Origin of the sequence: Pseudomonas gingeri, from assembly GCF_013385635.1 — a bacterium.
GTDB classification, from domain to species: domain Bacteria; phylum Pseudomonadota; class Gammaproteobacteria; order Pseudomonadales; family Pseudomonadaceae; genus Aquipseudomonas; species Aquipseudomonas gingeri_A.
Genome location: NZ_JACAPR010000032.1, coordinates 56,808 through 81,794 on the forward strand (window position 1 = coordinate 56,808; position 24,987 = coordinate 81,794).

At 61.4% G+C, this 24,987-nt stretch carries 28 protein-coding genes; 25 read left to right on the forward strand and 3 right to left on the reverse strand.

All coding sequences use genetic code 11. From position 1 onward, the window contains the following. Positions 1–127: 127 nt before the first annotated feature. Entirely contained in the window at positions 128–2,707 is a 2,580-nt protein-coding gene (gene mutS / locus HX851_RS30880; protein ID WP_177066474.1) for a DNA mismatch repair protein MutS, read from the reverse strand. A 187-nt stretch (positions 2,708–2,894) separates the two neighbouring features. Between mutS and HX851_RS30885 the strand changes: the two genes are divergently transcribed. From HX851_RS30885 to recX, 24 genes are all read left to right on the forward strand, one after another. Beyond that, positions 2,895–3,638: a LexA family transcriptional regulator gene (locus HX851_RS30885; RefSeq protein WP_177066475.1), complete on the forward strand. Its 744-nt coding sequence runs from the start codon at positions 2,895–2,897 to the stop codon at positions 3,636–3,638. 706 nt (positions 3,639–4,344) lie between these two features. Then, the gene (locus HX851_RS30890) at positions 4,345–4,692 is read left to right on the forward strand and encodes a phage holin family protein (RefSeq protein WP_177063379.1); all 348 of its coding nucleotides are present in this window, start codon (positions 4,345–4,347) and stop codon (positions 4,690–4,692) included. Positions 4,693–4,855: 163 nt separating this feature from the next. After that, entirely contained in the window at positions 4,856–5,440 is a 585-nt protein-coding gene (locus tag HX851_RS30895; protein ID WP_177063380.1) for a phage tail terminator protein, read from the forward strand. After that, positions 5,437–5,619, forward strand: coding sequence for a DUF2635 domain-containing protein (locus tag HX851_RS30900; RefSeq protein WP_177063381.1), 183 nt, complete (start codon positions 5,437–5,439; stop codon positions 5,617–5,619). The genes HX851_RS30895 and HX851_RS30900 overlap by 4 nt, the downstream gene beginning before the upstream one ends. Continuing rightward, the gene (locus HX851_RS30905; RefSeq protein ID WP_177063382.1) at positions 5,619–7,115 is read left to right on the forward strand and encodes a phage tail sheath subtilisin-like domain-containing protein; all 1,497 of its coding nucleotides are present in this window, start codon (positions 5,619–5,621) and stop codon (positions 7,113–7,115) included. The genes HX851_RS30900 and HX851_RS30905 overlap by 1 nt, the downstream gene beginning before the upstream one ends. A 34-nt stretch (positions 7,116–7,149) precedes the next feature. Beyond that, positions 7,150–7,731, forward strand: a complete 582-nt coding sequence (locus HX851_RS30910; protein ID WP_177066476.1) for a DUF642 domain-containing protein — start codon at positions 7,150–7,152, stop codon at positions 7,729–7,731. 85 nt (positions 7,732–7,816) lie between these two features. Next, entirely contained in the window at positions 7,817–8,164 is a 348-nt protein-coding gene (locus tag HX851_RS30915; protein ID WP_017127630.1) for a phage tail tube protein, read from the forward strand. Next, positions 8,161–8,457 carry a phage tail assembly protein gene (locus HX851_RS30920; RefSeq protein WP_177063383.1) on the forward strand — a complete coding sequence of 99 codons (297 nt, stop codon included), beginning with the start codon at positions 8,161–8,163 and terminating at the stop codon, positions 8,455–8,457. Before HX851_RS30915 ends, HX851_RS30920 begins: the two co-directional genes overlap by 4 nt. A 130-nt stretch (positions 8,458–8,587) precedes the next feature. Further along, positions 8,588–10,216, forward strand: coding sequence for a hypothetical protein (locus HX851_RS30925; RefSeq protein ID WP_256262807.1), 1,629 nt, complete (start codon positions 8,588–8,590; stop codon positions 10,214–10,216). After that, on the forward strand, positions 10,197–11,483 hold the full coding sequence (locus tag HX851_RS30930; RefSeq protein ID WP_177066477.1) for a DNA circularization protein: 1,287 nt from the start codon (positions 10,197–10,199) through the stop codon (positions 11,481–11,483). The genes HX851_RS30925 and HX851_RS30930 overlap by 20 nt, the downstream gene beginning before the upstream one ends. A 3-nt stretch (positions 11,484–11,486) precedes the next feature. Then, a complete protein-coding gene (locus HX851_RS30935; RefSeq protein ID WP_177063385.1) occupies positions 11,487–12,527 on the forward strand; it encodes a phage baseplate assembly protein in 1,041 nt (346 codons plus the stop codon). Positions 12,528–12,545: 18 nt separating this feature from the next. Next, complete coding sequence (locus HX851_RS30940) at positions 12,546–13,055, forward strand: phage baseplate assembly protein V (protein WP_177063386.1); 510 nt, start codon at positions 12,546–12,548, stop codon at positions 13,053–13,055. Beyond that, positions 13,055–13,453, forward strand: a complete 399-nt coding sequence (locus HX851_RS30945; protein WP_177063387.1) for a phage GP46 family protein — start codon at positions 13,055–13,057, stop codon at positions 13,451–13,453. The genes HX851_RS30940 and HX851_RS30945 overlap by 1 nt, the downstream gene beginning before the upstream one ends. Beyond that, a complete protein-coding gene (locus tag HX851_RS30950; protein ID WP_177066478.1) occupies positions 13,443–14,483 on the forward strand; it encodes a baseplate J/gp47 family protein in 1,041 nt (346 codons plus the stop codon). Before HX851_RS30945 ends, HX851_RS30950 begins: the two co-directional genes overlap by 11 nt. Then, a complete protein-coding gene (locus tag HX851_RS30955; protein ID WP_177066480.1) occupies positions 14,471–15,070 on the forward strand; it encodes a YmfQ family protein in 600 nt (199 codons plus the stop codon). The genes HX851_RS30950 and HX851_RS30955 overlap by 13 nt, the downstream gene beginning before the upstream one ends. A gap of 11 nt (positions 15,071–15,081) precedes the next feature. Beyond that, entirely contained in the window at positions 15,082–16,653 is a 1,572-nt protein-coding gene (locus tag HX851_RS30960; RefSeq protein ID WP_177066482.1) for a phage tail protein, read from the forward strand. Beyond that, positions 16,650–17,018, forward strand: a complete 369-nt coding sequence (locus HX851_RS30965) for a tail fiber assembly protein (RefSeq protein ID WP_177066484.1) — start codon at positions 16,650–16,652, stop codon at positions 17,016–17,018. The genes HX851_RS30960 and HX851_RS30965 overlap by 4 nt, the downstream gene beginning before the upstream one ends. Positions 17,019–17,352: 334 nt before the next feature. Beyond that, entirely contained in the window at positions 17,353–18,654 is a 1,302-nt protein-coding gene (locus tag HX851_RS45230; RefSeq protein ID WP_246356521.1) for a hypothetical protein, read from the forward strand. Positions 18,655–18,664: 10 nt separating this feature from the next. Further along, entirely contained in the window at positions 18,665–19,027 is a 363-nt protein-coding gene (locus tag HX851_RS30975; protein WP_177066486.1) for a tail fiber assembly protein, read from the forward strand. A gap of 46 nt (positions 19,028–19,073) precedes the next feature. Next, a complete protein-coding gene (locus HX851_RS30980; RefSeq protein ID WP_177066489.1) occupies positions 19,074–19,637 on the forward strand; it encodes a glycoside hydrolase family 19 protein in 564 nt (187 codons plus the stop codon). Then, positions 19,619–20,155 carry a lysis system spanin subunit gene (locus HX851_RS30985; protein WP_177066491.1) on the forward strand — a complete coding sequence of 179 codons (537 nt, stop codon included), beginning with the start codon at positions 19,619–19,621 and terminating at the stop codon, positions 20,153–20,155. Before HX851_RS30980 ends, HX851_RS30985 begins: the two co-directional genes overlap by 19 nt. 442 nt (positions 20,156–20,597) lie before the next feature. Next, the gene (locus tag HX851_RS30990) at positions 20,598–21,098 is read left to right on the forward strand and encodes a CinA family protein (protein WP_177066492.1); all 501 of its coding nucleotides are present in this window, start codon (positions 20,598–20,600) and stop codon (positions 21,096–21,098) included. 83 nt (positions 21,099–21,181) lie between these two features. After that, positions 21,182–22,243, forward strand: a complete 1,062-nt coding sequence (recA, locus tag HX851_RS30995) for a recombinase RecA (protein ID WP_017127646.1) — start codon at positions 21,182–21,184, stop codon at positions 22,241–22,243. A gap of 8 nt (positions 22,244–22,251) precedes the next feature. After that, positions 22,252–22,719: a recombination regulator RecX gene (recX, locus tag HX851_RS31000; RefSeq protein WP_177066493.1), complete on the forward strand. Its 468-nt coding sequence runs from the start codon at positions 22,252–22,254 to the stop codon at positions 22,717–22,719. 154 nt (positions 22,720–22,873) lie between these two features. On the opposite strand, the gene HX851_RS31005 is transcribed toward recX, so the two are convergent. After that, positions 22,874–23,992, reverse strand: coding sequence for an LOG family protein (locus HX851_RS31005; protein ID WP_177063394.1), 1,119 nt, complete (start codon positions 23,990–23,992; stop codon positions 22,874–22,876). Between the two features lie 323 nt (positions 23,993–24,315). Here HX851_RS31005 and HX851_RS31010 point away from each other — a divergent pair, with 323 nt between their 5' ends. Then, positions 24,316–24,510 (forward strand): hypothetical protein, encoded by a 195-nt coding sequence (locus tag HX851_RS31010; protein ID WP_177063395.1) that lies wholly within the window; start codon positions 24,316–24,318, stop codon positions 24,508–24,510. Here HX851_RS31010 and HX851_RS31015 read toward each other — a convergent pair whose 3' ends face one another. Beyond that, positions 24,511–24,936: a PA3611 family quorum-sensing-regulated virulence factor gene (locus tag HX851_RS31015; RefSeq protein ID WP_177063396.1), complete on the reverse strand. Its 426-nt coding sequence runs from the start codon at positions 24,934–24,936 to the stop codon at positions 24,511–24,513. Positions 24,937–24,987 lie beyond the last annotated feature (51 nt).

The window sequence follows — 24,987 nt, forward strand, 5'->3', positions numbered from 1 at the left end:
CAGGCGGCGGCAGCGAAACCCGGTCAAAATGGGCTCGCCAGGTTCGGGAGCGATAGTCTGCGAACCAGGCTAATAGCCCGCAGCATCCCAAACCGCGCGAGATTCTAGCAGCTTGCGGCCGTCTGCGTTAGATCCGTGTCTTCAATGTATAGAGCATTTCCAACGCGCGGCGTGGGGTCAGATTGTCCAGGTCGAGCTTGGCCAGTTCATCGAGCACGGGGTGTGGCAGGCTGGCGAACATGTCGCTCTGCATCGGTGCCGCCGGCTTGCCGGGCTTGGTCACGGGAATCTCGTGGGGCAGGCTGGTGGTTTCCAGGCGGCTCAGGTGCTCGCGGGCCCGGACGATCACATCGGACGGCACGCCGGCCAGTTGCGCCACCGCCAGGCCGTAGCTCTGGCTGGCCGGGCCGGGCAACACGTGGTGCAGGAAGACGATGCGCTCGTTGTGCTCGGTCGCGTTCAGGTGCACGTTGGCCACCAGCGGTTCGCTTTCCGGCAGCACCGTCAGTTCGAAATAGTGCGTGGCGAACAGCGTGTAGGCCCGCAGGTGCGCCAGGCGTTCGGCGGCGGCCCAGGCCAGGGACAGGCCATCGAAGGTACTGGTGCCGCGCCCGACTTCGTCCATCAGCACCAGGCTGCGTTCGCTGGCGTTGTGCAGGATATTGGCGGTTTCGCTCATTTCCACCATGAAGGTCGAGCGGCCGCCGGCCAGGTCGTCGCTGGAACCGATCCGGGTGAAGATCCGGTCCACCGGCGACAGTTCGCAGCTGGCGGCCGGTACGAAGCTGCCGATATGGGCCAGCAGCACGATCAGTGCGGTCTGGCGCATGTAGGTGGATTTACCACCCATGTTCGGACCGGTGATCACCAGCATGCGCGTATTGTCGTCGAGGGCCAGGTCGTTGGCCACGAACGGTGTGGTCAGCACTTGCTCGACCACCGGGTGGCGACCCTGGCTGATGCGCATGCACGGCTCGTCGACAAAGCGCGGGCAGTTCAGGTCGAGGTTCAGCGCGCGCTCGGCGAGATTGCTCAGGACGTCCAGTTCAGCCAGCGCCGCAGCGGTGTCCTGCAGCGGTGGCAGCTCGCCGATCAGGGTTTCGAGCAGGGCCTCGTAGAGCATCTTTTCCCGCGCCAGCGCCCGGCTCTTGGCCGACAGGGCCTTGTCTTCGAACTCCTTGAGTTCCGGGGTGATAAAGCGCTCGGCGCCCTTGAGGGTCTGGCGGCGGATATAGTCGGCCGGCGCCGACTCGGCCTGCTTGCTCGGCAATTCGATAAAGTAGCCGTGGACACGGTTGTAGCCGACCTTGAGGTTGGCCAGGCCCGTGCGGGCTTTTTCCCGGGCTTCCAGGTCGATCAGGAACTGCCCGGCGTTTTCACTGAGGGACAGCAGTTCGTCCAGTTCGGTATCGTAGCCGGTCTTCAGGACCCCGCCGTCGCGGATGATCGCCGGCGGGTTATCGATGATGGCGCGTTCCAGCAGGATCGCCAGTTCCGGGTAGGTGCGGGTGGTGGCGGCCAGTTGCTTGAGGTGCGGGGCGTCCAGTTCGAGCATCGCGTCCTGCAGTTGCGGCAGGGCGCCGAGGGCGTCGCGCAGGCGGGCGAGGTCGCGAGGACGGGCATTGCGCAGGCCGATCCGGGCGAGGATGCGCTCGATATCGCCGATTTCCTTGAGCTGCGGTTGCAGCTTTTCAAAGCGGTAGCTTTCCAGCAGGCAACTGATGGAGGTCTGGCGTGCCGTCAGGACCTTGAGGTCACGCAGCGGACGATTCAACCAGCGGGTCAGCAGGCGGCTGCCCATCGCGGTCTGGCAGCGGTCGACCACCGACTGCAGGGTGTTGTCGCGACCGCCGGCGAGGTTGGTATCCAGCTCCAGGTTGCGCCGAGTGGCGGCATCGAGCACCACGGTGTCGTCCAGACGCTCATGGCGCAGGCTGCGCAGATGCGGCAGGGCGGTGCGCTGGGTTTCCTTGGCGTAGCTGAGCAGGCAGCCGGCGGCACCGATGGCCAGGGTCAGGGTTTCGCAACCGAAGCCTTTGAGGTCCTGCACGGAAAATTGCTGGCAGAGACTTTTATGCGCGGAATCCCGCTCGAAGTCCCACGGCGCGCGACGACGTGTCCCACGGCGTTTTTCCGCCGGCAGCCCCTGCGGCCAGTCATCCGGAATCAGCAGCTCCACCGGGTTGATCCGCTCCAGCTCCGCCAGCAGGTTTTCCCAGCCCTTGATTTCCAGCACGCTGAAATTGCCGCTGGTGATATCCAGCACCGCCAGGCCGAACAGACGCTCATCACCGAGCAAGGCGGCGATCAGGTTGTCGCGGCGTTCATCGAGCAGGGCTTCGTCGCTGACGGTACCGGGGGTGATGATCCGCACCACCTGGCGTTCCACCGGGCCCTTGCTGGTGGCCGGATCGCCGATCTGCTCGCAGATCACCACCGACTCGCCCAGCTTGACCAGCTTGACCAGATAACCCTCGAGCGAATGGTACGGAATCCCGCACATCGGAATCGCCTGCCCGGCCGACTGCCCGCGGGCCGTGAGGGTGATGTCCAGCAGCTTGGCGGCCTTCTTCGCGTCTTCATAGAAGATCTCGTAGAAGTCGCCCATGCGGTAGAACATCAACTGGTCGGGGTGCTGGTTCTTCAGGCGCCAGTATTGCTGCATCATCGGGGTGTGGCTGGACAGATCGGAAGTCGTTTTACTCATCGGATACTTAGGCGGATTCGTTTTCAGTGGGGGGCAAGCTCGGGCGTCTGGCCCGCTGCTTTACGATGGGCGCAAGGTTACCACGGGCGGTCCGCAGTCCGCAGGCATGGCCTTTTGAGGCTAGTTCCAGTATTTATGCATAAAATATGCAAAACAGCATTTGCCATTGACGAAAAGCCCAAGCACTATGCGCGTTATGCAAATACGCAACGTTTCTTCCGTCCTCCGAGCACTGCTCGATCGTCACGGGATCTCCCCCACGGAGCTTCACCGTCGTACCGGCGTGCCCCAATCCACCCTGTCGCGCATCCTCAGCGGGAAGATCGTCGATCCTTCGGACAAGCACATCTCGAAGATCGCCGAGTACTTTCGCGTCAGCACCGACCAGTTGCGCGGACGTGCCGACATTGCCGGCGCCAGGGAGCCGGAACAGGCCACGCTTCATTCGGAACTCAAGGATATAAGCCTGTGGGACGATGATACCCCCGTCGATGAAGACGAGGTTTCCGTTCCCTTTCTTCGCGAGGTTGAATTGGCTGCTGGATCAGGAAGATTCGTCATCGAGGAAAGCGAGAAGGCCAGTCTGCGCTTCGGCAAACGCAGCCTTCGCCACAACGGCGTGCAGTTCGACCAGGCCAAGTGCGTGACCGTGCGCGGCAACAGCATGTTGCCGGTCCTGCGCGACGGTGCCACGGTTGGGGTCAACGCGGGCAAGAGCGCCATCGGCGATATCGTCGACGGCGACCTCTATGCCATCAATCACAACGGCCAACTGCGGGTGAAACAGCTCTATCGCTTGCCGACCGGGATCCGCCTGCGCAGCTTCAACCGCGACGAGCATCCGGATGAGGACTACAGCTTCCAGGAAATCCAGGAAGAGCAGATCACCATCCTCGGTCACGTCTTCTGGTGGGGCATGTACGCTCGCTAATCCACCCTGACTCAGAAAAAACCCACAGCAATGTGGGTTTTTTTTCGCCCTGAAAAAAGCCCCAACCCTTGATCCGTGTGGGTCCCATGCACAGATGCAAATGCCAATGCATAAATAAATGCATTTGTGCATTGACTGTATATGCATACATGCATATTCTTTGTCTCAAGCCGGCCGGAAAGGTTGGCAGCAAGGCAGCAATGCCAGGGGTAACCCGAAGCTCTTTAGTGGCACCGCTTCAAAGAACAGGCAGCGATGAACCGGCCTCAACGGTTCAGAGGGTTGGCAACTGACCCGGGTGTGCAGCGTAAAGCACCGTAAGCAGTTATCCGGCGGACAGGGTCGCGGTCGGAGGAACAATTCGAATCGATCCGTACCGCGCCAGTAGCGCCGAAGGATCAGGGACCGCATTACTGAAAAGCCTGGGCGACCGGGCTTTTTGGAATGCCCACCGAACCTGGGCTCCGACACAAACTGCATTCCCACATTGATCGTTCCCACGCTCCAGCGTGGGAATGCCTCACCGGACGCTCCGCGTCCCGCTTTACGGCAACGACGCAGAGCGTCGAGGGCTGCATTCCCACGCAGAGCGTGGGAACGATCCCCCCTCAACCATAGAATCTCCCAAGAGACCCTTTCATCTTGAAAGACAAGCGAAACCACCACCGGCCAATGAATGGCCCCTTTTTATTGCAGGAGGCGTGACATGACAAACGAGCAACAAGCGTTGGCCGACATGCCTGTCTGGCTGGTCATCGTACTGGCCGTGATCGGCGGCGTTTCCGGCGAGATGTGGCGCGCCGACAAGGAAGGCGCCCGCGGCTGGCCGCTGTTGCGCCGTCTGGCACTGCGCTCCGGTGCCTGCATGGTCTGCGGTGTGTCGACCATCATGCTGCTGTACGCAGCCGGCGTGTCGATCTGGACCGCAGGCGCCTTTGGATGCCTGACCGCCATGGCCGGTGCGGATGTTGCCATCGGCCTCTACGAGCGCTGGGCGGCCAGGCGGCTGGGGGTGGGCGAAGCGCCTCCCCCGGAGAGCAGACCCGGACAATAGTCCGACAGATTAGTGAACAAGGAGGTCGTCAGTATCGCCAATGGACTGGAGCTGTCGGGCCCGAGAGCAGGGTCCAGCCCGCATGGATGCGGGCTTTCTGGAGGCGAGTGATCGCCTGTCGAACCCGTCGATCGACGGGTTTTTTATTGCCCGGTGAAATCCCATGAACATCACCCCGATCCTCACGCAACTGCGTGCTCAATGCCCCAGTCTTGCAAATCGCATTTCTACCGGCCTTGATCTCGACCTGTTGCAAGCTAACACCACGCTGCAAACCCCGGCGGCATTCGTCACCGTTGTCGCCGACCTGGCGAGCAAGGATGCGTCGCAGAACGTCACCCGCCAGGGCATCCGCGATCGCCTGGAACTGACCCTGGTGCTCGACGCCGGCAACGGCCAGGTCGCCTTCGACCAACTGCATGCCCTGCGCGCCGAGCTCTGGCGCGCGCTGGTGGGTTTCAAGCCCGACACCTTCTACACCCCTCTCGAATATGACGGTGGCGAGTTGATCTCGATCAACGCCAGCCGCCTGCTCTATCGCCTGCATTTCTTCGCCGAGTTCCAGCTGGGACGCAATCGCTCCAGCGACCCGGCGGAAACCTGGCACGAGCGTGAATTGGACGGCTTGCCGTCTTTTACCGGGGTGACGGTGCGGGTCGATGCCATCGACCCGGCCGACCCCAATCTGCACCGCCCAGGCCCCGACGGGCGTCTGGAGCTGTTTTTTTCAGGAGACGTAAAGCAATGACTCAACGCATCACCGTAGTGCCGGCCGAAGGCCGCGCCGTACCGGATCCGGAAGCCGGCGATCTGCTGCCGGTCGCCGGTCGCGAAGTGGCTGACAGCGCCTGGTGGCGCCGTCGTCAGGCCGATGGCGATATCACTCTCTCCGCCGTGCAAGCGGCACAACCACAGGATGCCCAATAATGGCTATCGGATTCAGCAACATTCCCGCGGACCTGCGTGTTCCGCTGTTCTACGCCGAGATGGACAACTCGGCGGCCAATAGCGCGTCGTCGACCCTGCGTCGACTGATCGTCGCCCAGGTCAATGACAATGCCGCCAGCCCGGAAGTCGGCAGCCTGGTGCTGGTCTCCAGCGTCGCCCTGGCGAAAAGCATCGGTGGCCAGGGCTCGATGCTCGCCGCGATGTACGACACCTGGCGCAAGACCGACCCGATCGGCGAAATCTGGTGCCTGCCGCTGCGCAATACCACCGGCGCCATTGCCAAGGCCGATCTGAAGCTGACCGGCGCCGCCACTGAAAGCGGCGTGCTCAACCTGTATGTCGGCGGTGTGCGGGTCCAGGCCGCCGTGGTCAACGGCGCGACCGCCGCCCAGGTGGCAACCACCCTGGCCCTGCAAGTCAATGCCGCCGCCGACCTGCCGGTCAGCGCCGTGGCCACCGACGGCACCGTCACCCTGAGCTGCAAATGGACCGGTGACAGCGGCAACGACATCAGCCTGCAGTTCAATCGCCTGGGCAAGAGCAACGGCGAGGAAACCCCGGCCGGCCTGACCATCGTCACCGCCAAGATGGCCGGCGGCGCCGGTGTGCCGGATCAGGTCGCGGCCCTCGCGGCCCTGGGCGACGAACCGTTCGAGTTCATCTGCCAGCCATGGTCCGACGCGGCCAGCCTGAGCACCTGGCAGGCGGCGATGGACGACAATGTCGGTCGCTGGTCCTGGTCCAAGCAGCTGTTCGGCCATGTCTACACCGCCAAGCGCGGCACCATCGGCACCCTGGTGGCCGCCGGTCAGACCCGCAACGACCAGCACATGACCATCCAGGCCCTGGAGCCCGGCGTTCCGCAACCGTTCTGGATCCAGGCCGCCGCGCTGGCCGCGCGCACCGCGGTGTTCATCTCCGCCGACGCCAGCCGTCCGACCCAGAGCGGCAGTCTGCCGGGTATCGATCCGGCCCCGGCCAGCGAGCGCTTCACCCTGACCGAGCGCCAGTCGCTGCTCAGCTACGGCATCGCCACCGCGTACTACGAAGGCGGCTACGTGCGCATCCAGCGTGCGATCACCACCTACCAGAAAAACGCGTACGGCCAGGCGGACAACTCCTACCTGGACAGCGAAACCATGCACCAGTCGGCCTTTATCGTCCGTCGCCTGCAAAGCGTGATTACCAGCAAGTACGGTCGCCACAAGCTCGCCAGCGATGGCACCCGCTTCGGCGCCGGCCAGCCGATCGTCACCCCGAGCACCATTCGCGGCGAGCTGATCGCCCAGTACGCCAAGCTCGAACTGGAAGGTCATGTGGAAAACGCCGAGCTGTTCGCCGAGCACCTGATCGTCGAGCGCGACAGCCAGGACCCGAGCCGGATCAACGTGCTGTTCCCGCCTGACTACATCAACGGCCTGCGCGTGTTCGCGCTGCTCAACCAGTTCCGTCTGCAGTACGACGCGGTGGCCTGATCGCCACCCCGTCTTTCAACTCAAAGGTGAAAACATGAAAACGATCAAACGCTATCTCGGCGCCGGTCTCGTTTCGGTTGTGCTGCTGGCAACCGGTACCCCGGCGTTCGCCGCCAACCTGTTGGTCAATGGCAGTTTCGAGTCTCCTGGTTGCGCTTACAACTGCATCCTGGATACCCCTGCCCAGGCCGACTTTATTTCGGGCTGGACGACTTTTCTCTCCGGCGTCGAATACTTCAGCGTACCGGCGACGGTCCCCGGCTCGGCTGCTGCCGACGGGGTGAACGCCGTGGACCTGGCGAACTACGTCTACATGAATGGCGGCGGCATCCAGCAGAATTTCAAGACTGCTGTCGGTCAACGTTATCGCCTGACCTTCAGCGCGGGCAACAGCGCAGCGAGCGGTCGTACCGGTACGGGCGTCATTCAGGTCAAGGTGGCAGGGCAGGCAGTGAGTTTCGATACTCCCGTGGTGACCACCCAGGCTGTGGCCTGGAAAACCGTCACCTATGACTTCACCGCGACCACGCCCCAAACCACGTTGAGCTTTTTCAACGAAGAGAACCCTTACACGCACTTTGCCCTCATCGACAACGTCATCGTCGAGCCGCTGTAAGTCGCACTCACTTCACTGATCCGCCCCTTTGTCTAGTTGCACGGCATCGACAGGGGGCGTCATTTTTATTGCAAGGAGATACACCATGGGTCAACTGATTGCGGGCACCTGCTACGTCAAAGTGGACGGCGCTCAACTGACCATCAACGGCGGCTGCGAAGCGCCCCTGATGGCTGTCAAACGGGAAACGGTCGTACCGGGTTTCTACAAGGAAACCGATATCACCCCGTCCTTCAAGGTCACTGCGCTGCACACCCCGGACTTCCCCCTCAAACAACTGATCGCCGGTTCCGACATGACCGTCACCTGCGAATTCAGCAACGGCAAGGTCTATGTACTGGCCGGTGCCTACCTGGTCGAAGAGCCGGTCGCCAAGGGCGATGACGCGGCCATCGAGCTGAAATTCGAAGGCATCAAGGGGACCTGGCAATGACCGATCCGGTGAAGTTGCAGGTGCCCATCGAGGCCCACGGCGAGCCGCTGGTCGAACTCACCCTGCGCCGTCCGACGGTGCAGGAAGTGCGAGCGATCAAGGCACTGCCATACAAGATCGACAAGAGCGAAGAGGTCAGCCTCGACATGGATGTCGCGGCCAAGTACATCGCGGTCTGCGCCGGTATTCCGCCGTCGTCGGTCAACCAGCTCGACCTGTCCGACCTCAACACCTTGAGCTGGGCGGTGGCGGGTTTTTTCATGAGTGCGGCATCGCAGCCATCGGTGAGCTGATTGCGATCGCCTATGACCTGGCCTGGTTCTGGAAGGTTGACCCCGAACAGATGATGGCCAGGCCACTGGATGTGCTCCGGGAGTCCCTGGAGCACGCGCAACGGATCAATGCGATGCAGCAGGTGCAGTGATGGCCAAGAAAAAAGTAAGTGTCAGTTCCGAGGATCTGCAGTCCCTCGTGGCGGCTGCGGCCGCGGCTTTAGCAGCCAAAAAGGCCAGTGAAGAGACGAGCAAGGTCGGCAATCTCAAAAAAAGCCTGGAAGACAGTGGCCTCAACAAGTTGAACCTGACCGGTGGCGGCTTGCTGACGCCTTTCACCAGCGGCCTCAAGGCCGCTATCAAGGAGCAGGACCGACTGGCCAAGACGGCCAATGTCAGCAAGGCACCGGCACTGCCCAAGGCGGCAATACTACCCAAGGCACCGATAGCCCCCAAAGTCCCGGCAGTTGCGAAAGCACCTGCGGTTCCGAAATTGTCTGCCGTGCCGAAAGTGCCTGCAGTACCGAAAGTAGCAGTACCAAAAGTGCCGCAGGCCGCGAATAACGGGCTGGGCGAAACCTCGCAGCATCTGGAGGCGCTCGGCAAGGCGCTGGACAAGATTTCGCTGAAGATCGGGCAGGCGCTTTTGCCGGCCTTCGACAGCATCGTCACCGCGCTGATCCCCCTGGCGACGAGCTTCGGGCAATTCGTCGCGGACAATCCGGCGTTGGTGCAGGCGCTGGCTGTCGGAGCGGTGGCGTTTACGGTGATTACCGCGGCGGCAATCGGCCTGGCGACGGTGATAGGAGTGCTGACTTCGCCTATCGGATTGATCGCCGCAGCGATTGCGGTGACGGCGGTGATTATCATGTTGGCATGGAAGCCACTCACCGGCTTTTTCAATTGGGCCATGAGGCTGATCACGGTCGCGGTAATCGCCACGGCGGATGCTTTCAAGGCGCTGCCGGCGGCCATTGCGGCAGTCTGGGGCAAAGTGACCGCTACCTGGGACAGGGCCATCTCTGAGGCCGGCAAGTTCCTCGGTGAACTCAAGACCCGATTCGTCAGCGGTTGGAATGAGCTCAAGAGCACGCTTACCAGTTGGTCGCCTCTGGATGATCTGAAAAAGCTCTGGGACGAGGCGAAGGCTTACGTCCTGGGGATCGGGAGCAGCATCAGCGATGGCTTCCGTCAATCCTGGAATAGCCTCAAGGAGATGTTCAACTGGTCACCCATGGACGCCCTCCGGGCGCTTGGGACTGGCGTCACTACCGTCTTGGGTGATCTGGGGAGTCAGTTGGGCGAACTCGCGGCGCCTTTCGGCAACTTCATGAGGACGCTGTTCGACGGCGATCCCCTGGAGGCGTTGAGGACCAGGCTGGGGGCTATTCCCGAGTTCTTTTCCTCATTGCTGGAAAAACTGAAGCCGCTTATCCAGCCGATCAAGGACCTGATCAGCAGTGTCGTGGATGGCGTCAGCGGATTTTTTGGCGGCGGCGACAAGCCTGTCGTCAAGCCTGCGCTGGCGGGTGTCGGCAGTGCGCAAGACAGCGCGTTGCTATCCGGTGGCCTGGCGCGCAACTCGAACCTGCTTATCCAGCAAACCGCCGCCAACAACCGTACGCAGCTCGAGGGCGGCCTGACCGTCAGTTTCACCAATGCGCCAGCGGGCCTGCGGGTCGACCAACCCCAGACCAATCAACCGGGCCTGAGCCTGACGCCTCGCGTCGGCTATCGCTCACTTTCCTTCGGAGGTGCCTATGGCGAGCAACTGGCGTGATCGTTTGTTGCCGGCGTCGTTTCGCGGCGTGCCGTTCTGGGTCGACCAGGCGAAAACCCCGGTCGGCCAGAAAGGCCAGTTGCATGAATACCCTCAGCGCGACCAGCCGTTCTTCGAGCGGCTCGGCCAACAGGCGAAGATCCATGACCTGACGGCATTTATCGTCGGTGCCGATTGCCTGGAGCTGCGTGACAACCTGCTCAAGGCCCTGGAGCAGGGCAGTGGTGAACTGGTCCACCCCTGGTTGGGACGGATGCAGGTCAAGGTCGGTGAATGCGACATGACCCAGACCCGCCAGGATGGCGGGCTGGTGACCTTCAACCTGAAGTTCTACCCGGACGAGCTGCTGCAGTTCCCCAAGGCCGTCGTCGATACCAAGGAGCAGTTGCAGGTGGCGTCGAGCAAATTGCTCGACGCTTCGGTGGTGCGCTTCGATGGGGCGATGGCGCTGGTCAATCAGGCGCGGGTCAGCGTGGAGAACCTGCGCAAGGGGATTACCCTGGCGTATCACGTGATCGAGCAGGAGTTGCAGCCGCTGATCGAGACGTACGCAACGGTCTATGCCCTGGTCCGCACGGTCAAGGAGTTCCCGCAGCAACTGAGTGCGGCGGTCAAGGGTGTGCTGGGCGAGTTCAAGGGTGTGGTGGGTGAAGTCCGTGGCCTGGTGGGCGAAGTGCGAGGCTTGAAAGACTTTGCTGTCCAGGGCTATCGCGGGATGCTGGCCGACCTTTCGAAACAGGTGGAGGAAGCCAAGTCACTCGACACCTCACAGCTGACCATTGGCAAGGACTCCGCCGCGGCCTCGCAGGCCACGGTGAACCTGATCCAGGACGCCATGCTGGTGCAGATCTCCCAGCTTGTGTCGATGATCCCGGTGGCGACGCCGCCGGTGAAACTGGCGACGACGCCATCGCTGGCCCAACAGGCCCAGCAGCCGGTGCAACGCGCCGATGTGCCGGTGGTCGACGACGTGCTGGCGCTGCGCGACAGCCTCAATGAGGCGATCTGGCAGGCGGCACTCAAGGCCGACTCGGTGCATTACCAGGCGCTCAATACCGTACGCCAGACACTGGTGCAGCATCTCAACGCGGTGGCGTCCACCGGGGTGCGGCTGATCGACCTGACGCCCAAGAGCAATCTGCCGGCGCTGGTCGTGGCTTACCAGAACTTCGGTGATGCCACGCGGGTGGGTGAAGTGGTGCAGCGCAACCGGATTGCGCATCCCGGCTTCATACCGCCGGTGCCGCTGCAGATCTCCCGGGAGTAAGCCATGAACGACATCGACAATGCCGTCGTCCTGCTGGTCGACGGCCTGAGCTACGAAGGCTGGAAGGCCATCGAAATCAGCGCCGACCTGGAGCGTCAGTTCCGTACCTTCAAACTGGGCATCACCTGGCAATGGCCGGGGCAGACCCTGGCCGTGCCGATCAAGGCCGGGGCGCGTTGTTCTGTCCTGATCGGCTGCGACCTGGTGCTCACCGGACATGTCTACCAGGCGCCCATCAGCTATGACGGCAACCAGATCAGCCTGACCATCGAGGGCAGTTCGCTGACCCGCGACCTGGTGGATTGCGCGGCCATCAACCAGCCGAGCCAGTGGCGCCAGCAGAGCATGCTGACGATCGTCAAGGCGCTCGCCAAACCCTACCAGGTCAACGTGCGCAGCGAGATCCCGGAGACCACCAAGTTGCAGACCCACAGCATCGTGCCGGGGGAAACGGTGTTCAAGTCCATCGACCGCCTGCTGACCTTGTACCGGGTGTTTTCCACCGATGATGCCGACGGCAACCTGGTGCTCGCCAGGCCGGGAAGCGGCGGGCGCGCCAGCGATGTGCTGGAGCTGGGCAAGAACATCCTTTCGGCCAATACCGCGCGGGATTACAGCGCGGTGTTTTCCGAATACCGGGTGATCGGCCAGCACAAGGGCAGCGACCAGAAAAGCGGCAGCGCGGTCAGCGAGGTGTCCGGTGTGTCCAGCGAGGCCAATCCGCAGCGCAGGCGGGTCACGGTGATCAGCGAAAGCGTGCAGCTCACCCCGGAGCTGGCCCAGCAACGGGCCGACTGGGAGCGTGCGACCCGCACCGGCAAGGCCCTGGCCACCACTTACACCGTGCAGGGTTGGCGCCAGTCCAACGGCGATCTGTGGCGACACAATCTGCTGGTGCGGGTGAAGGACCCGGTACTGGGGCTGGACCAGGACATGCTGATTTCCAAGGTCACCTATTCGTTGTCCGCGCAGGGTTCGATCACCACCCTGGACGTAGCGCCACCGCAGGTCTTCGACGCCACGCCGGCGCCGACCAAGAAGTAGTCATCCAAGGAACAAACCATGAGCCTACTGACACGCCTACTGGCGCGCGGCACCGTCGTGCTCGCCAGCTCGGCCAATAAACTGCAATCGCTGCAAATGCGCCTGACCGCCGGCGAAGTGAACGACGACATGGAGCACTTCGAACCCTACGGTTTCACCAGCAATCCGCTGGCCGGCGCCGAAGGCATCGCGACCTTTCTTGGCGGCGATCGCTCCCATGGCATCGTGCTGGTGGTCGCCGACCGCCGCTACCGCCTGCAGAACCTCGCCCCCGGCGAAGTCGCCCTGTACACCGACGAAGGCGACCGAATCCATTTCAAGCGCGGCCGGATCATCGATATCGATACCGGCACCCTGAACATCCGCGCCAGCACCGCCATCCACCTCGACAGCCCGACCCTGACCCAGACCGGCAAGATCGTCTCCCAGGGCGACCAGGTCGCCGGCGGCATCAGCCAGATGCAGCATGTGCACGGCGGCATCCAGCCGGGCAACGGCCAGACCGGCGTGCCGGCGGGAGGTGCCTGATGTTCGTCTCCAACAACCTCAAGGCGGCGCTGACCCGCTCGGTGTTGATCAGCCTGTTCACCTGGCGTCGCGCCAACTCCGACGACCCCCTCGACGACGATGAGCGTTTCGGCTGGTGGGGCGACAGTTTTCCCGCGGTGACCGACGACCGCATCGGCTCGCGGCTGTGGCTGTTGCGGCGGGTCAAGCTGACCGCGCAGACCCAGCTCGACGCCGAATTCTATGCCCGTGAAGCCCTGCAATGGCTGATCGACGACGGTCATTGCAGCGCCATCGAAATTCAAACCGAACGGCTCGACGCCCAGCGACTGAACCTGCGAACGGTTCTGACCCTGGCCGGCGGCGAGCGCCTGGATATCAACCCGAACAACAGTTGGCAGGTGACTTATGCCGTTTGAAACCCCTTCGCTGCCGGTGCTGATCAACCGCACCCAAAGCGACCTGGCCAGCGATTCGCTGCGCCAGTCCGATGCCCAGGTCCTGGCCCGCACCCTCAGCGGCGCGGCCTTTGGCCTGTACGGTTACCTCGACTGGATCGCCGAGCAGATCCTGCCCGACACCGCCGATGAAACCACCCTGGAACGCATCGCCGCCCTGCGCCTGCATCAACCGCGCAAGGCCGCCCAGGCTGCCAGCGGCAGTGTCAGCTTCACCGCTGCCGCCGGCGCCGTGCTGGATGCCGACACCCTGCTGCAGACCAGCGATGGCCGCAGCTACAAGGTGACCCTCGGCGGTACCACCAGCAGCGGCACCAACACCACGCAGATCCAGGCGCTGGATGCCGGCAGCCTGGGCAATGCCGACGCCGGCCTGACCCTGTTCCCGGTGCAGCCGGTGCAAGGTGTCGGCAACACCTTCACGGTACTGGCTCCGGGCCTGACCGGCGGGGTCGCGCAGGAAAGCCTCGAGTCCCTGCGGGCGCGGGTCATTCGCTCGTACCGCGTCACGCCCCATGGTGGTTCGGCGGCCGACTACGAGACCTGGGCCCTGGAGTGCCAGGGCATTACCCGGGCCTGGTGCCGTGGCAACTACCTCGGACCGGGGACCGTCGGCTTGTTTGTCATGCGTGACGACGACCCCGTGCCGCTGCCGGATGCCGGGCAACTGGCGCTGGTCCAGGCCTATATCGAGCCGTTGCGGCCGGTGACGGCGGAGCTGCATGTGCTGGTGCCGGTGCTGGTGCCGGTCACCTACACCCTGCGCCTGGTGCCGGATACCAGCGCCACCCGCGCCGCGGTCGAAGCGCAACTGCGCGACCTGCATGACCGTGAAGGCGGCCTCGGGGAAACCCTGTTGCTGACCCATATCGCCGAATCCATCAGCAGCGCCAGTGGCGAGAACGATCACCTGCTGGTCACGCCGTCCGCCGATGTGCCAGCAGCCACCAACCAGTTGCTGACCTTCGGAGGCTGCGTATGGCTGGAGTAAGAACCGCCGCGCAATACCAGGAGCAACTGCGCAGCCTGCTGCCGGCCGGTCCCGCCTGGGACCCGGAACAGGTGCCGGAGATCCAGCAGGTACTGCTGGGCATTGCCCAGGAACTGGCCCGGGTCGATGCCCGGGCGGTCGACCTGATCAACGAAGTGGACCCGGTGACCGTCAGCGAACTGGTGCCGGACTGGGAGCGGGTGATGAACCTGCCCGACCCGTGCCTGGGCCCCAAGCCGCTGTTCGACGACCGCCGCCTGGCGGTGCGTCGGCGGCTGCTGGCGGTGGGTGACCAGAGCATCGGCTACTTCATCGACATCGCCCGCAGCCAGGGCTACCCGAATGCCAGCGTCACCGAACTGCAGACCCCGCGCATGGGCCGGGCACGGTTCGGCAAGGCGCGCTTCGGCACCTGGAGGGCGCAGTTCATGTGGACGCTCAACACCGGCGGCCGCTTGCTCATGGGCCGTCGTTTCGGCGCCAGCTACTGGGGCGAGCGCTTCGGCGCCAACCCCGGCAGCGCCCTGGAATGCCTGATACATCGCACTGCTCCGGCGCACACGCTGGTGCACATAAATTACGACTAGAGGATAGACGCGTGGATTACCCAAAAAGCGTACCCAGCGTTGGGCTGGTAAATGGCAAGTTCGTCGACGAGAACCCGGTGAACGGTTCGCCGGGATCGTTGATTCCGGCGGTATGGGGCAACGCGGTCACCGAGGAACTGCTCAATGTGGTCCAGGCCGGTGGCCTGCAGCCTTCGGAAACGGCCCGCGATCAGTTGCTGACGGCGATCCGCACGATCATCCAGAGTTCATTGCCGGTGGAGCAGGTGCGTACGACGCTGGCGGCATACGGGATTACCGATGCCTACACCAAGGCCGAGATCGAGGAAAAGCTGAAAAACACTTCTGCCTTGCCGGTGGGGGTGATGGTGCCGTTTCCGAAAGGGACCGTGCCGCCAGGGTATCTGGAGGTGGACGGCAGTGTGCAGAGCGCCGCGACTTATCCTGAGCTGTATGCGTACCTGGGGACGACCTTCAACACGGGGAGCGAGCCCGCGGGCTTCTTCCGGTTGCCGGAGTCGCGGGGGGAGTTTCTGCGTGGGTGGGATCATGGGCGGGGGGTGGACTCGGGACGGCTGATCGGTAGTTGGCAATCCGATGAGTTCAAAAAGCACCGTCATCCTCAGTATGAATATGACTCCGGCAACAATGTGCCGATCCCCGATGGTTCTTACGCCGCCGACCTGAATGCAGGCGTTGCAGTTGGCTATGAACGTACCGCCTTGATCGGATATGCAGGTGGGAGCGAAACTAGGGGCCGAAACATCGCTGTCATGTGGTGTATCAAGGCCTGGAACGCGCCGACCAACCAGGGGAATATCGATGTTGCGGCGTTGGCGGCTCAGGTTCAGAACGTGCAGAAAGTAGCTATTGCAGGTTCGCACAAGGGGTTGAAAGCCTCGGCTTCTGGCGTGAACTCCATGGTGAGCATTTCAGCGGATCAATTGGTTGTGGGGAACGAGGTATCCTTCAAAACGCTGGGGGCGTTCACCATTACCGTAAACACTGCTGTCACGGGCCTCAATGGTCTGGACATCGGTGCCTTGATTGCATCAACCTGGTACAGCCTCTGGGTGATCTGGAACGGGTCCGAGTATGCAGGATTGATTTCCCTTTCGGCCACCGCCCCGCAGCTGCCCGCCGGATATACCCATAAGGCCAGGGTCGGCTGGATACAAACTGACGCCACCAATAAATACCCACTCGGGTTTGTTCAGCTCGGTCGAAAGGTTCGTTACCGGGTCGCTACGGGCAGTAATGTTCCCGCATTGCGGCAGATGGCATCGGGGGCGCAGGGTGCTCCAACAACGCCAACCTGGGTAGCGGTTTCCACTGCTCAGTTTGTTCCACCAACCGCTTCAATGATTGCGGTCTCTCTTTATGCTGTGGGGGCCAGCGTCCAGGCGATTTTTGCACCAAACCAATCATATGGCGCGGTCAGCAACGCAGCTAACTTGCCTGCCATCAATATAAATTCTGGAACTTCAAACTCGAATGCGAACAATTATTTTTCGGAGGTGATTTTGGAGTCGTCCAATGTGTTTTATGCGTCAAATGCGTCTATTTCTTCATTAAGTGTAATTGGTTGGGAGGATAGTCTATGAGTGGTTATGCAGTGAGGAATGACCTCTGTGGTTGGCGGGCAGTGGATGGGAGAGAGGCTGATCCCGATGATCTGAGCAAAACCTATCCAGATCCGGACACGGAGTATTATTCTGAATATGTGCCTGCTCCACCCGTGCCCTCAAAATCCGAGCTGAACTCCTCCGCTTTGTATAAGCGCGATGAGCTTCTAGCTGTGGCTTCCCTGAAAATATCGCCGCTACAGGATGCCATTGATCTGGGAGATTCAACCGATTCCGATATCGAGAGTTTGAAAAAATGGAAAAAGTATCGTATTGCGTTAAATCGTATCGAACAGCAGTCGACGTTTCCAATGGATATCGCCTGGCCGGTATCCCCGGAGTGATTCGTACGGAATGACCGTGCCCGCCTTGTGCGGGCATTTTTCTACCGTGAGAAAAGTATACCCAGTCTCGTGCAGGTAATAGCTTATATTTTCATGGCTATGTTTCGATGGCCGTATCTATTCTTTCTCGACCTGCAGCACGGCTGGGTATCCAGTCGATTGTTGAACGAGCGATCACTTTGGGGTTTTTTCGAATGAAGAACTTTTTATCAGGCAAGAGTGTTGCGGGTGATAGGGCGTGCAAGTTAAGTATTTCAGGGTGTAAGTACCCGGAACAACGCACTTTGCCAGTCAAGTGGAAGGTGCATATCAATGATGGTTAGAGGAAGTAAGAATGGATTATCCAAAAAGTGTACCTGGGGTCGGGCTGGCAAATGGAAAATTTGTCGACGATAACCCGATTACCGGTGCGCCCGGTTCGCTGATTCCAGCAGAGTGGGGAAATGCCGTCACCGATGAGATACTGGGGGTTATTCAGAAAGCAGGGCTAACACCTGATGAGACCGATCACTCTCAGTTGGCCGGCTCGATTCTGGCGATTATCGCGAAAGCTACGCCGAATGCTGCGACCGAGAGTACGGCCGGTATTCTGAAACTGTCCACTGGGGATCAGGTCATTGCAAGCACGGACGACACAACCGCAGTGACCCCCAAGAAGCTTTTGCAGAAACTGGCGGCTACCACTCAGGGGCAGTCTCTGAGTGCCTTTACGACTGCCGGTGCGGCACCGTTGTTTACGCTGTCTCCCGTACCAGCGATCACTGCATACACGGTGAATCAGCGGTTTCAAGTGAAATTCCATTCGGGGGGCGCCGGCTCTGACAAGATGAATATCTCGGGCCTCGGCCCGAAAAACATCATGCAATACGATGGCAGCGGCAATAAAGTCGCTGCTGCCATCCAAGGGCAGTTAACTGATGCTGTGTATGATGGCACCGATATTGTTTTGCTCGATCAGTTGCCAAATGCATCTGGTGTAACCCCTCCGCAATTCGATAACTCAACAAAAATCCCGACTACTGCTTTTGTTCAAAGTGTTGGATTTCAGTTTAGCGGTGCATTTGGTATCAATACAAGCACCGTACTTACTGCGGCGGCTCATGCGGGCAGTCTTGTTGTTGCTACAAGCGCAACGCTGATTAACGTGACTTTGCCGCTCGCGTCTACCATGCCAGCAAAGACAACGATAAAGTTCTGGAGCTTTGGGAGCGGAGGGATGTCGATTGTCACTACAGGCTCCGATAGTATTCTCGTGCCAACCGCTACCACGGCGCTTCCGCTTCCCACTGGCGCTTGGGTTACTCTTGCCTCGAATGGGGCGGCAGGTTGGTATGCCATTGAGATGTCTGGAATTGGGGTTGGGCAGACACGACAGACTTTTGCTGTCGGAACTACACGAGTCGCTGGAACAACGTATTACAACACCACTGGGCGCCCTATTTGGATTTACTTGCAAAACGCTGTATCGAATACAGTTGGTGGAGCAGGGACCCTGACAGTCGGGGGGAGTGCTATGGAATTTCCAACGAGTTGGTATTCCACCCCTACATCGGGCGGTGGTGGAATTTCGGCTATGGTTTTACCCGGTGAGTCATACGTGGCAAGCGGCGCCACTCGTTGGATAGAAATTCGATAAGGAGATAAATATGTCATATTACAAAGATACAAAAAATGGGCTTCACTTCCTCGATGATGCCGCTTTCGCATATATGTTGCCAGACGGATCCTTAGAGATTACTGATACAGAGGCGCGTGCTGCTCAAGCCGCTGCGAACGAACCAAGTCCTGAGCAAGTGTTAGCTGCTACAAATTCTGAGCGCGACTCTCTGCTTGCCACTGCCAGTCTGCGCATCGCACCTCTACAAGATGCAGTTGACCTTGGCACGGCGACCTCCGACGACACGGCGAAGCTGAAGCTTTGGAAGGAATATCGGGTTGCTGTGAATCGCGTGAGCACTCAGACAGGTTTCCCCACAACTATCGATTGGCCGGCAGCTCCCGAGTCCTGATCACCACCAGCCGTAGTGAGCGGCTTTTTTGTGTCTGGAGAAAGACATGCCTGTTACAGAGCAGCAAATGCTGCAAATCATGCCCAACGCCCGCCCCCAAGCGGGCGTTTTTGTACCTGCTCTCAACACCGCCATGTCCCGCCATCAGATCAACACTCCCAAGCGCATTGCCGCTTTCCTGGCCCAGTTGGGCCATGAGTCCGCGCAACTGCGCTATGTGCGGGAACTGGGCAGTGACCGGTACCTGAGCAAGTACGATACGGGTGCCCTGGCGCTTCGCCTGGGCAATACCCCGGACGCCGACGACGATGGCCAGCGCTATCGCGGTCGTGGGCTGATCCAGATCACCGGGCGCAGCAACTACCGTCAATGCAGCCTCGCGCTGTTCGGCGACGAGCGGCTGCTGCAACAACCGGAACTGCTGGAACAGCCACAATGGGCCGCCGAGTCGGCGGCCTGGTTCTGGGAGCAGCAAGGGTTGAACGCGTTGGCCGATGCCGACCAGTTCAACAGCATCACCCGCAAGATCAACGGCGGCCTCAACGGCCTCGAGGATCGATTGCAACTCTGGGCACGGGCGAGGGCGGTGCTATGCGCCTCCTCGACCTGATCCCGGCGCCTTACCGTCTGTTCGCTATCGTCGTGCTGCTGGCCATTCTGGCCGGCGGTTCGGCGGCACTGGCCTGGCGGGTTCAGGACTGGCGTTATGGCCTGCAACTGGAGCATCAAGCCAGGCTGCAGGCCGATACGCTCAAGCAGATTTCCCTGGCCGCGGCGACGCAACAGCGTGCCGAACGGGACAAACGCCTGGCCCTGGAGCAACGACTCCAGGCCAGCGACCAGACTCATTCGAAGGAACTGAGCGATGTACAACAGGATCAGGCTCGCCTGCGTGATCGGATTGCCACTGCTGACCTGCGGCTGTCAGTCCTCCTCGACAGCGGCGATCCCGCCAGTGGCCGTGCAGTGCCAGCCACCACCGCCACCGGCGGCGTGGTTCATGCAGCCCCACGCGCCCGACTTGACCCGGCGCATGCTCAACGAATTATCGCCATCACCGACGACGGCGACCGCGCCCTGATTGCCTTGAAGGCCTGTCAGGCGTATGCCGGAGCGGTGTCGCGCTGACATCCGGACGCAAGTCGCGGCTTGAAAGTCCGACGCGCTCCTGTAGGGTGTTCATTTTGCCCAGGCGGTCCAGGTGTTCGAAACCTGCAGGAGCCGGCTGGCTGGCGATGACGGCGGTGAATTCACCCTCGCTATCGCTGGCAAGCCAGCTCTCACAATGACCCGGTCGAATCTGTAGGAGTGGGCTTGCCCGCGAAAGGGCCCTCAAGGTCGCCTGAAGCTTCGCTGACAAGCCAGCTCCCACAATGACCCGGTCGAATCCGTGGGAGTGGGCTTGCCCGCGAAAGGGCCCTCAAGGTCACCTGAAGCTTCGCTGACAAGCCAGCTCCCACAATGACCCGGTCGAATCCGTGGGAGTGGGCTTGCCCACGAAAGGGACCTCAAGGTCGCCTGAAGCTTCGCTGGCAAGCCAGCTCCCACGCCGTGAAAAGGAGAGAGCAACGTGGACGACATCACCCGGCTTGCCGCCGAACTCGGCAAGCGCTTGCAAAACCTCAAGGCCCAGGTCACTACCGCCGAGTCCTGCACCGGCGGCGGCATCGCCGAGGCCATCACGCGGATTCCCGGCAGTTCGGCCTGGTTCGAGGCGGGCTACGTGACCTATTCCAATCGGCAGAAGACCTTGCAGTTGCAGGTCCCCGAGGCCTTGTTCGGCCAGGTCGGCGCTGTCAGCCGGGAAGTGGTCGAAGCCATGGCCCGTGGCGCCCAGGCCCACGGCAACGCGCGGTTCGCCGTGGCGGTCAGTGGCGTGGCCGGGCCGGACGGCGGCTCGCCGGAAAAGCCGGTGGGTACAGTGTGGCTCGCCTGGGGTGTCGGCGACCAGGTCGATACCGAGCGCCGGCAGTTCCCCGGCGACCGCGACGCGGTCCGCCGACAGACGGTGCAGGCCGCGCTGGAAGGGCTGTTGCGACGGGCGGAAGCAGAAATCGCAAATCAGGGGTAGGCGATCCGCCAACGCTGTGGAATAATACTGGCTACTTATACAGGTGTTGGCCGTCAGGCCTTATTGATTACGTGAGGACTTTAATGGACGACAACAAGAAGAAAGCCTTGGCTGCGGCCTTGGGTCAGATCGAACGTCAATTCGGCAAGGGTGCCGTGATGCGTATGGGCGATCATGACCGTCAGGCGATCCCTTCGATCTCCACCGGTTCCCTGGGCCTGGACATCGCCCTCGGCATCGGCGGCCTGCCAAAGGGCCGTATCGTGGAAATCTACGGTCCGGAATCCTCGGGTAAGACCACCCTGACGCTTTCCGTCATCGCCCAGGCGCAGAAAGCCGGTGCGACCTGTGCCTTCGTCGACGCCGAACACGCCCTGGACCCGGAATACGCCGGCAAGCTGGGCGTCAATGTCGACGACCTGCTGGTTTCCCAGCCGGACACCGGCGAGCAGGCCCTGGAAATCACCGACATGCTGGTGCGCTCCAACGCGGTTGACGTGATCATCGTCGACTCCGTGGCCGCCCTGGTGCCAAAAGCGGAAATCGAAGGCGAAATGGGCGATATGCACGTCGGCCTGCAAGCCCGCCTGATGTCCCAGGCACTGCGCAAGATCACCGGTAACATCAAGAACGCCAACTGCCTGGTGATCTTCATCAACCAGATCCGCATGAAGATCGGCGTGATGTTCGGCAGCCCGGAAACCACCACCGGTGGCAACGCGCTGAAGTTCTACGCTTCGGTTCGCCTGGACATCCGTCGTACCGGCGCGGTGAAGGAAGGCGACGAAGTGGTGGGCAGCGAAACCCGCGTCAAGGTCGTCAAGAACAAGGTGGCTTCGCCGTTCCGTCAGGCCGAGTTCCAGATCCTTTACGGCAAGGGTATCTACCTCAATGGCGAGATGATCGACCTGGGCGTGCTGCACGGCTTTGTCGAGAAGTCCGGTGCCTGGTACAGCTACAACGGCAGCAAGATCGGTCAGGGCAAGGCCAACTCGGCCAAGTTCCTGGCGGACAACCCGGAAATCGCCGCTACCCTCGAGAAGCAACTGCGTGACAAGTTGCTGACTCCAGGTGTTGATACCAAGGCCAACTCCGGTGCTGCTGTCGTCGAAACCGAAGACGACCTGGCCGACGCTGACCTCTGAGTAAAGCGATGACCGCCGTACTGGATACCCCGGTCGCCGTACGGCGCACTGCCATGGACCTGCTCGCGCGACGCGAGCATGGTCGAGTCGAGCTGACGCGCAAATTGCGTCAGCGCGGCGCTTCTCCCGAAATGATCGACACCGAACTCGACCGCTTGACGGAAGAGGGGCTGCTGTCCGAATCCCGTTACCTCGAAAGCTTCGTTTCCTACCGTGCCCGTTCCGGCTATGGGCCTTTGCGTATTCGCGAGGAACTGAGCCAGCGCGGTCTGCAGCGTGCCGATATTGAACAGGCCCTGCGTGAAAGCGGTCTGGACTGGCAGGCGCAGTTGGAAGAGACCTGGCGGCGCAAGTTTGCCGGGCAACTGCCGGTCGACGTCCGTGAGCGTGCCCGGCAGGGCCGCTTCCTGAGTTATCGGGGGTATTCCATGGAAATGATCGGCCGCCTGTTCAGCGGCCGAGGCATGGACGACTGATCCGGTTCAGATCGTTCCCACGCATCAGATCGTTCCCACGCTCTGCGTGGGAATGCCTCTCAGGACGCTCTGCGTCCGCTGCTGTGACGCGGAGCGCCACGGGCTGCGTTCCCACGCGGAGCGTGGGAACAATCATCAGTGTGGGAACGATCCATCAGGTTGCCTTGATCGGCTCCCTGGCTCGCTGTTGCTCGGGGACCCAGGCCTTGCTCCAGTTCTCCGGCAGGTTGATGAAGTCCACCAGTTCGCGCAAACGTCCCTGATCCCGCGCGGTAAAGTGAAACGCCAGCCGCGACAGGTGACTAAATTGCGGCTCGTCGTGTTCCTGGCCGCTGTACGCATGCTGATGAAAGCCGCCACTGACACACAGGTCGCTGAACTGCTCGTCCAACTGGGCCAGTGCCTGTGGGTTGAGCGGATGGTTCATGCGGATCACGAACTGGTTCTTCAGCCAGCGGCTTGAATGGAAGTTGCTGTAGAACTGGTTGATTTGCGCCACCGCCTCATCGGCGCTATACACCAGGCGGGCCAGTTTCAGGTCCTTGGGCAGGATGTAGTGATTGGCCTCCAGCTGATTGCGGATGAAGTCGATGGCGCCTTGCCAGAAGCTGCCACCCGGTGTATCCAGCAACACCACCGGTACCAGCGGGCTTTTGCCGGTCTGGATCAGGGTCAGGACTTCCAGCGCTTCATCGAGGGTGCCGAAACCGCCCGGGCACAGCACCAGCGCGTCGGCTTCCTTGACGAAGAACAGCTTGCGGGTAAAGAAGAAATGGAAGGACAGCAGGTTGACGGTGCCGTCGACCGTAGGATTGGCATGCTGCTCGAAGGGCAGGGTGATATTGAATCCCAGGCTGTGTTCCAGGCCCGCACCAGCATGGGCGGCGGCCATGATGCCACCGCCGGCACCGGTAATGACCATCAGGTCGGACTGGGCGAGCGCGGCTCCCAGCTCCTTGGCCTGCGCGTACAGCGGATGTTCGATGGGCGTGCGGGCGGAGCCGAACACCGTGACCTTGCGGCGGCCCTTGAACTGATCCAGCACCCGGAAGGCGTGCTCCAGTTCGCGCAAGGCTTGCAGGACGATCTTGGCATTCCAGCGATTGCGGTCGTCCTGGGCCATGCGCAGGACGGTCAGCATCATGTCGCGATAAAGCGGTAGGTTCGGGCTGTCGGGTGCAACCCGCTTGAGTTGTTCTTCGACCTTGCTGGTCAGGTCGACACCATTGCTCTGGAAATGACGGGACAGGAAGTCATCCGGTTCGTAAGGCATTCAGCTTCTCCTTCATATACAGAACTGCTGGCGCGGTCGAAATATTTCACCGTCGCCGCGACACTGCATGTGTCGCTGTATAGCCAGCTTGATGGCTTTGCATGACAACTGGCGAATTGATCATGGGCCTATAAAGTCTTGTCTGGCAACAGCTTGTTGCATCGCCGCGGATGACTTGCACCGCTCGTCAGAAGCTACGCCCGGGCCTTGCGGCTCTGATTTACTTAATCACAAACCGGCCAGAAGCGTTTCACGGGTGTGACAGCTCCAGGCCGGTGTTTTCAGAGGGTGGGATCTGCATCGGGATGGCAGGGAGGCGGGTGATGGCGAGGATGACGCTGGAAGTCGATAGCGAGTTGTATCAATTGTTGAAGATGGCCGCGCGGGCCAATCATCTCAGCCTGGAAGACGAATGTCGGCGGCGGCTGGAGGGCGCGGAACGACGCTCGCGCTACATGCAGGCGCTGGTGGCCGAGCTGCGCGCCGATGATGAACAACGGCGCCAGGCACGGCAGTGATCATTTCTTCTTCGGCGGCGTGGCTTTCGGGCAATCGCTTTCCACGAAGTGTGCGGAAGCGACGGGGCGATTGCTCTTGTTCTCGGTGAACTCGTAGCGCATCACCGCGCCCTGGGCCATCAGCTTGCGATAGTTGGGGTTGCGGCAGACGCTGGCGCCCAGTTGCAGGTAGACCGCCTTGGGATTGGCGCGCATGCCTTCGGCATAGTCCGATTGCACGCTGAGATGGTCGATCAACTGGTTGCCCTCCACCGTGTAGGCGACTTCGAGGATATTTTCGTCGAGTTCACGAGGCAGGGTTTCGTTGCTCTTCTGCGCGACGTCCTTCAGCATTTTGTTCAGTTCGAAATCCTTCAGCGAGGCCGCCTGGGCACTGAAGGGTAACACCAGCAAAAGGGCGATGGACGGTACGGTAAGGCGCAGCATGAAACTCTCCTGGTTCGGTAACTGGTGCTTCGACCCGTTACCGGGCTGTGC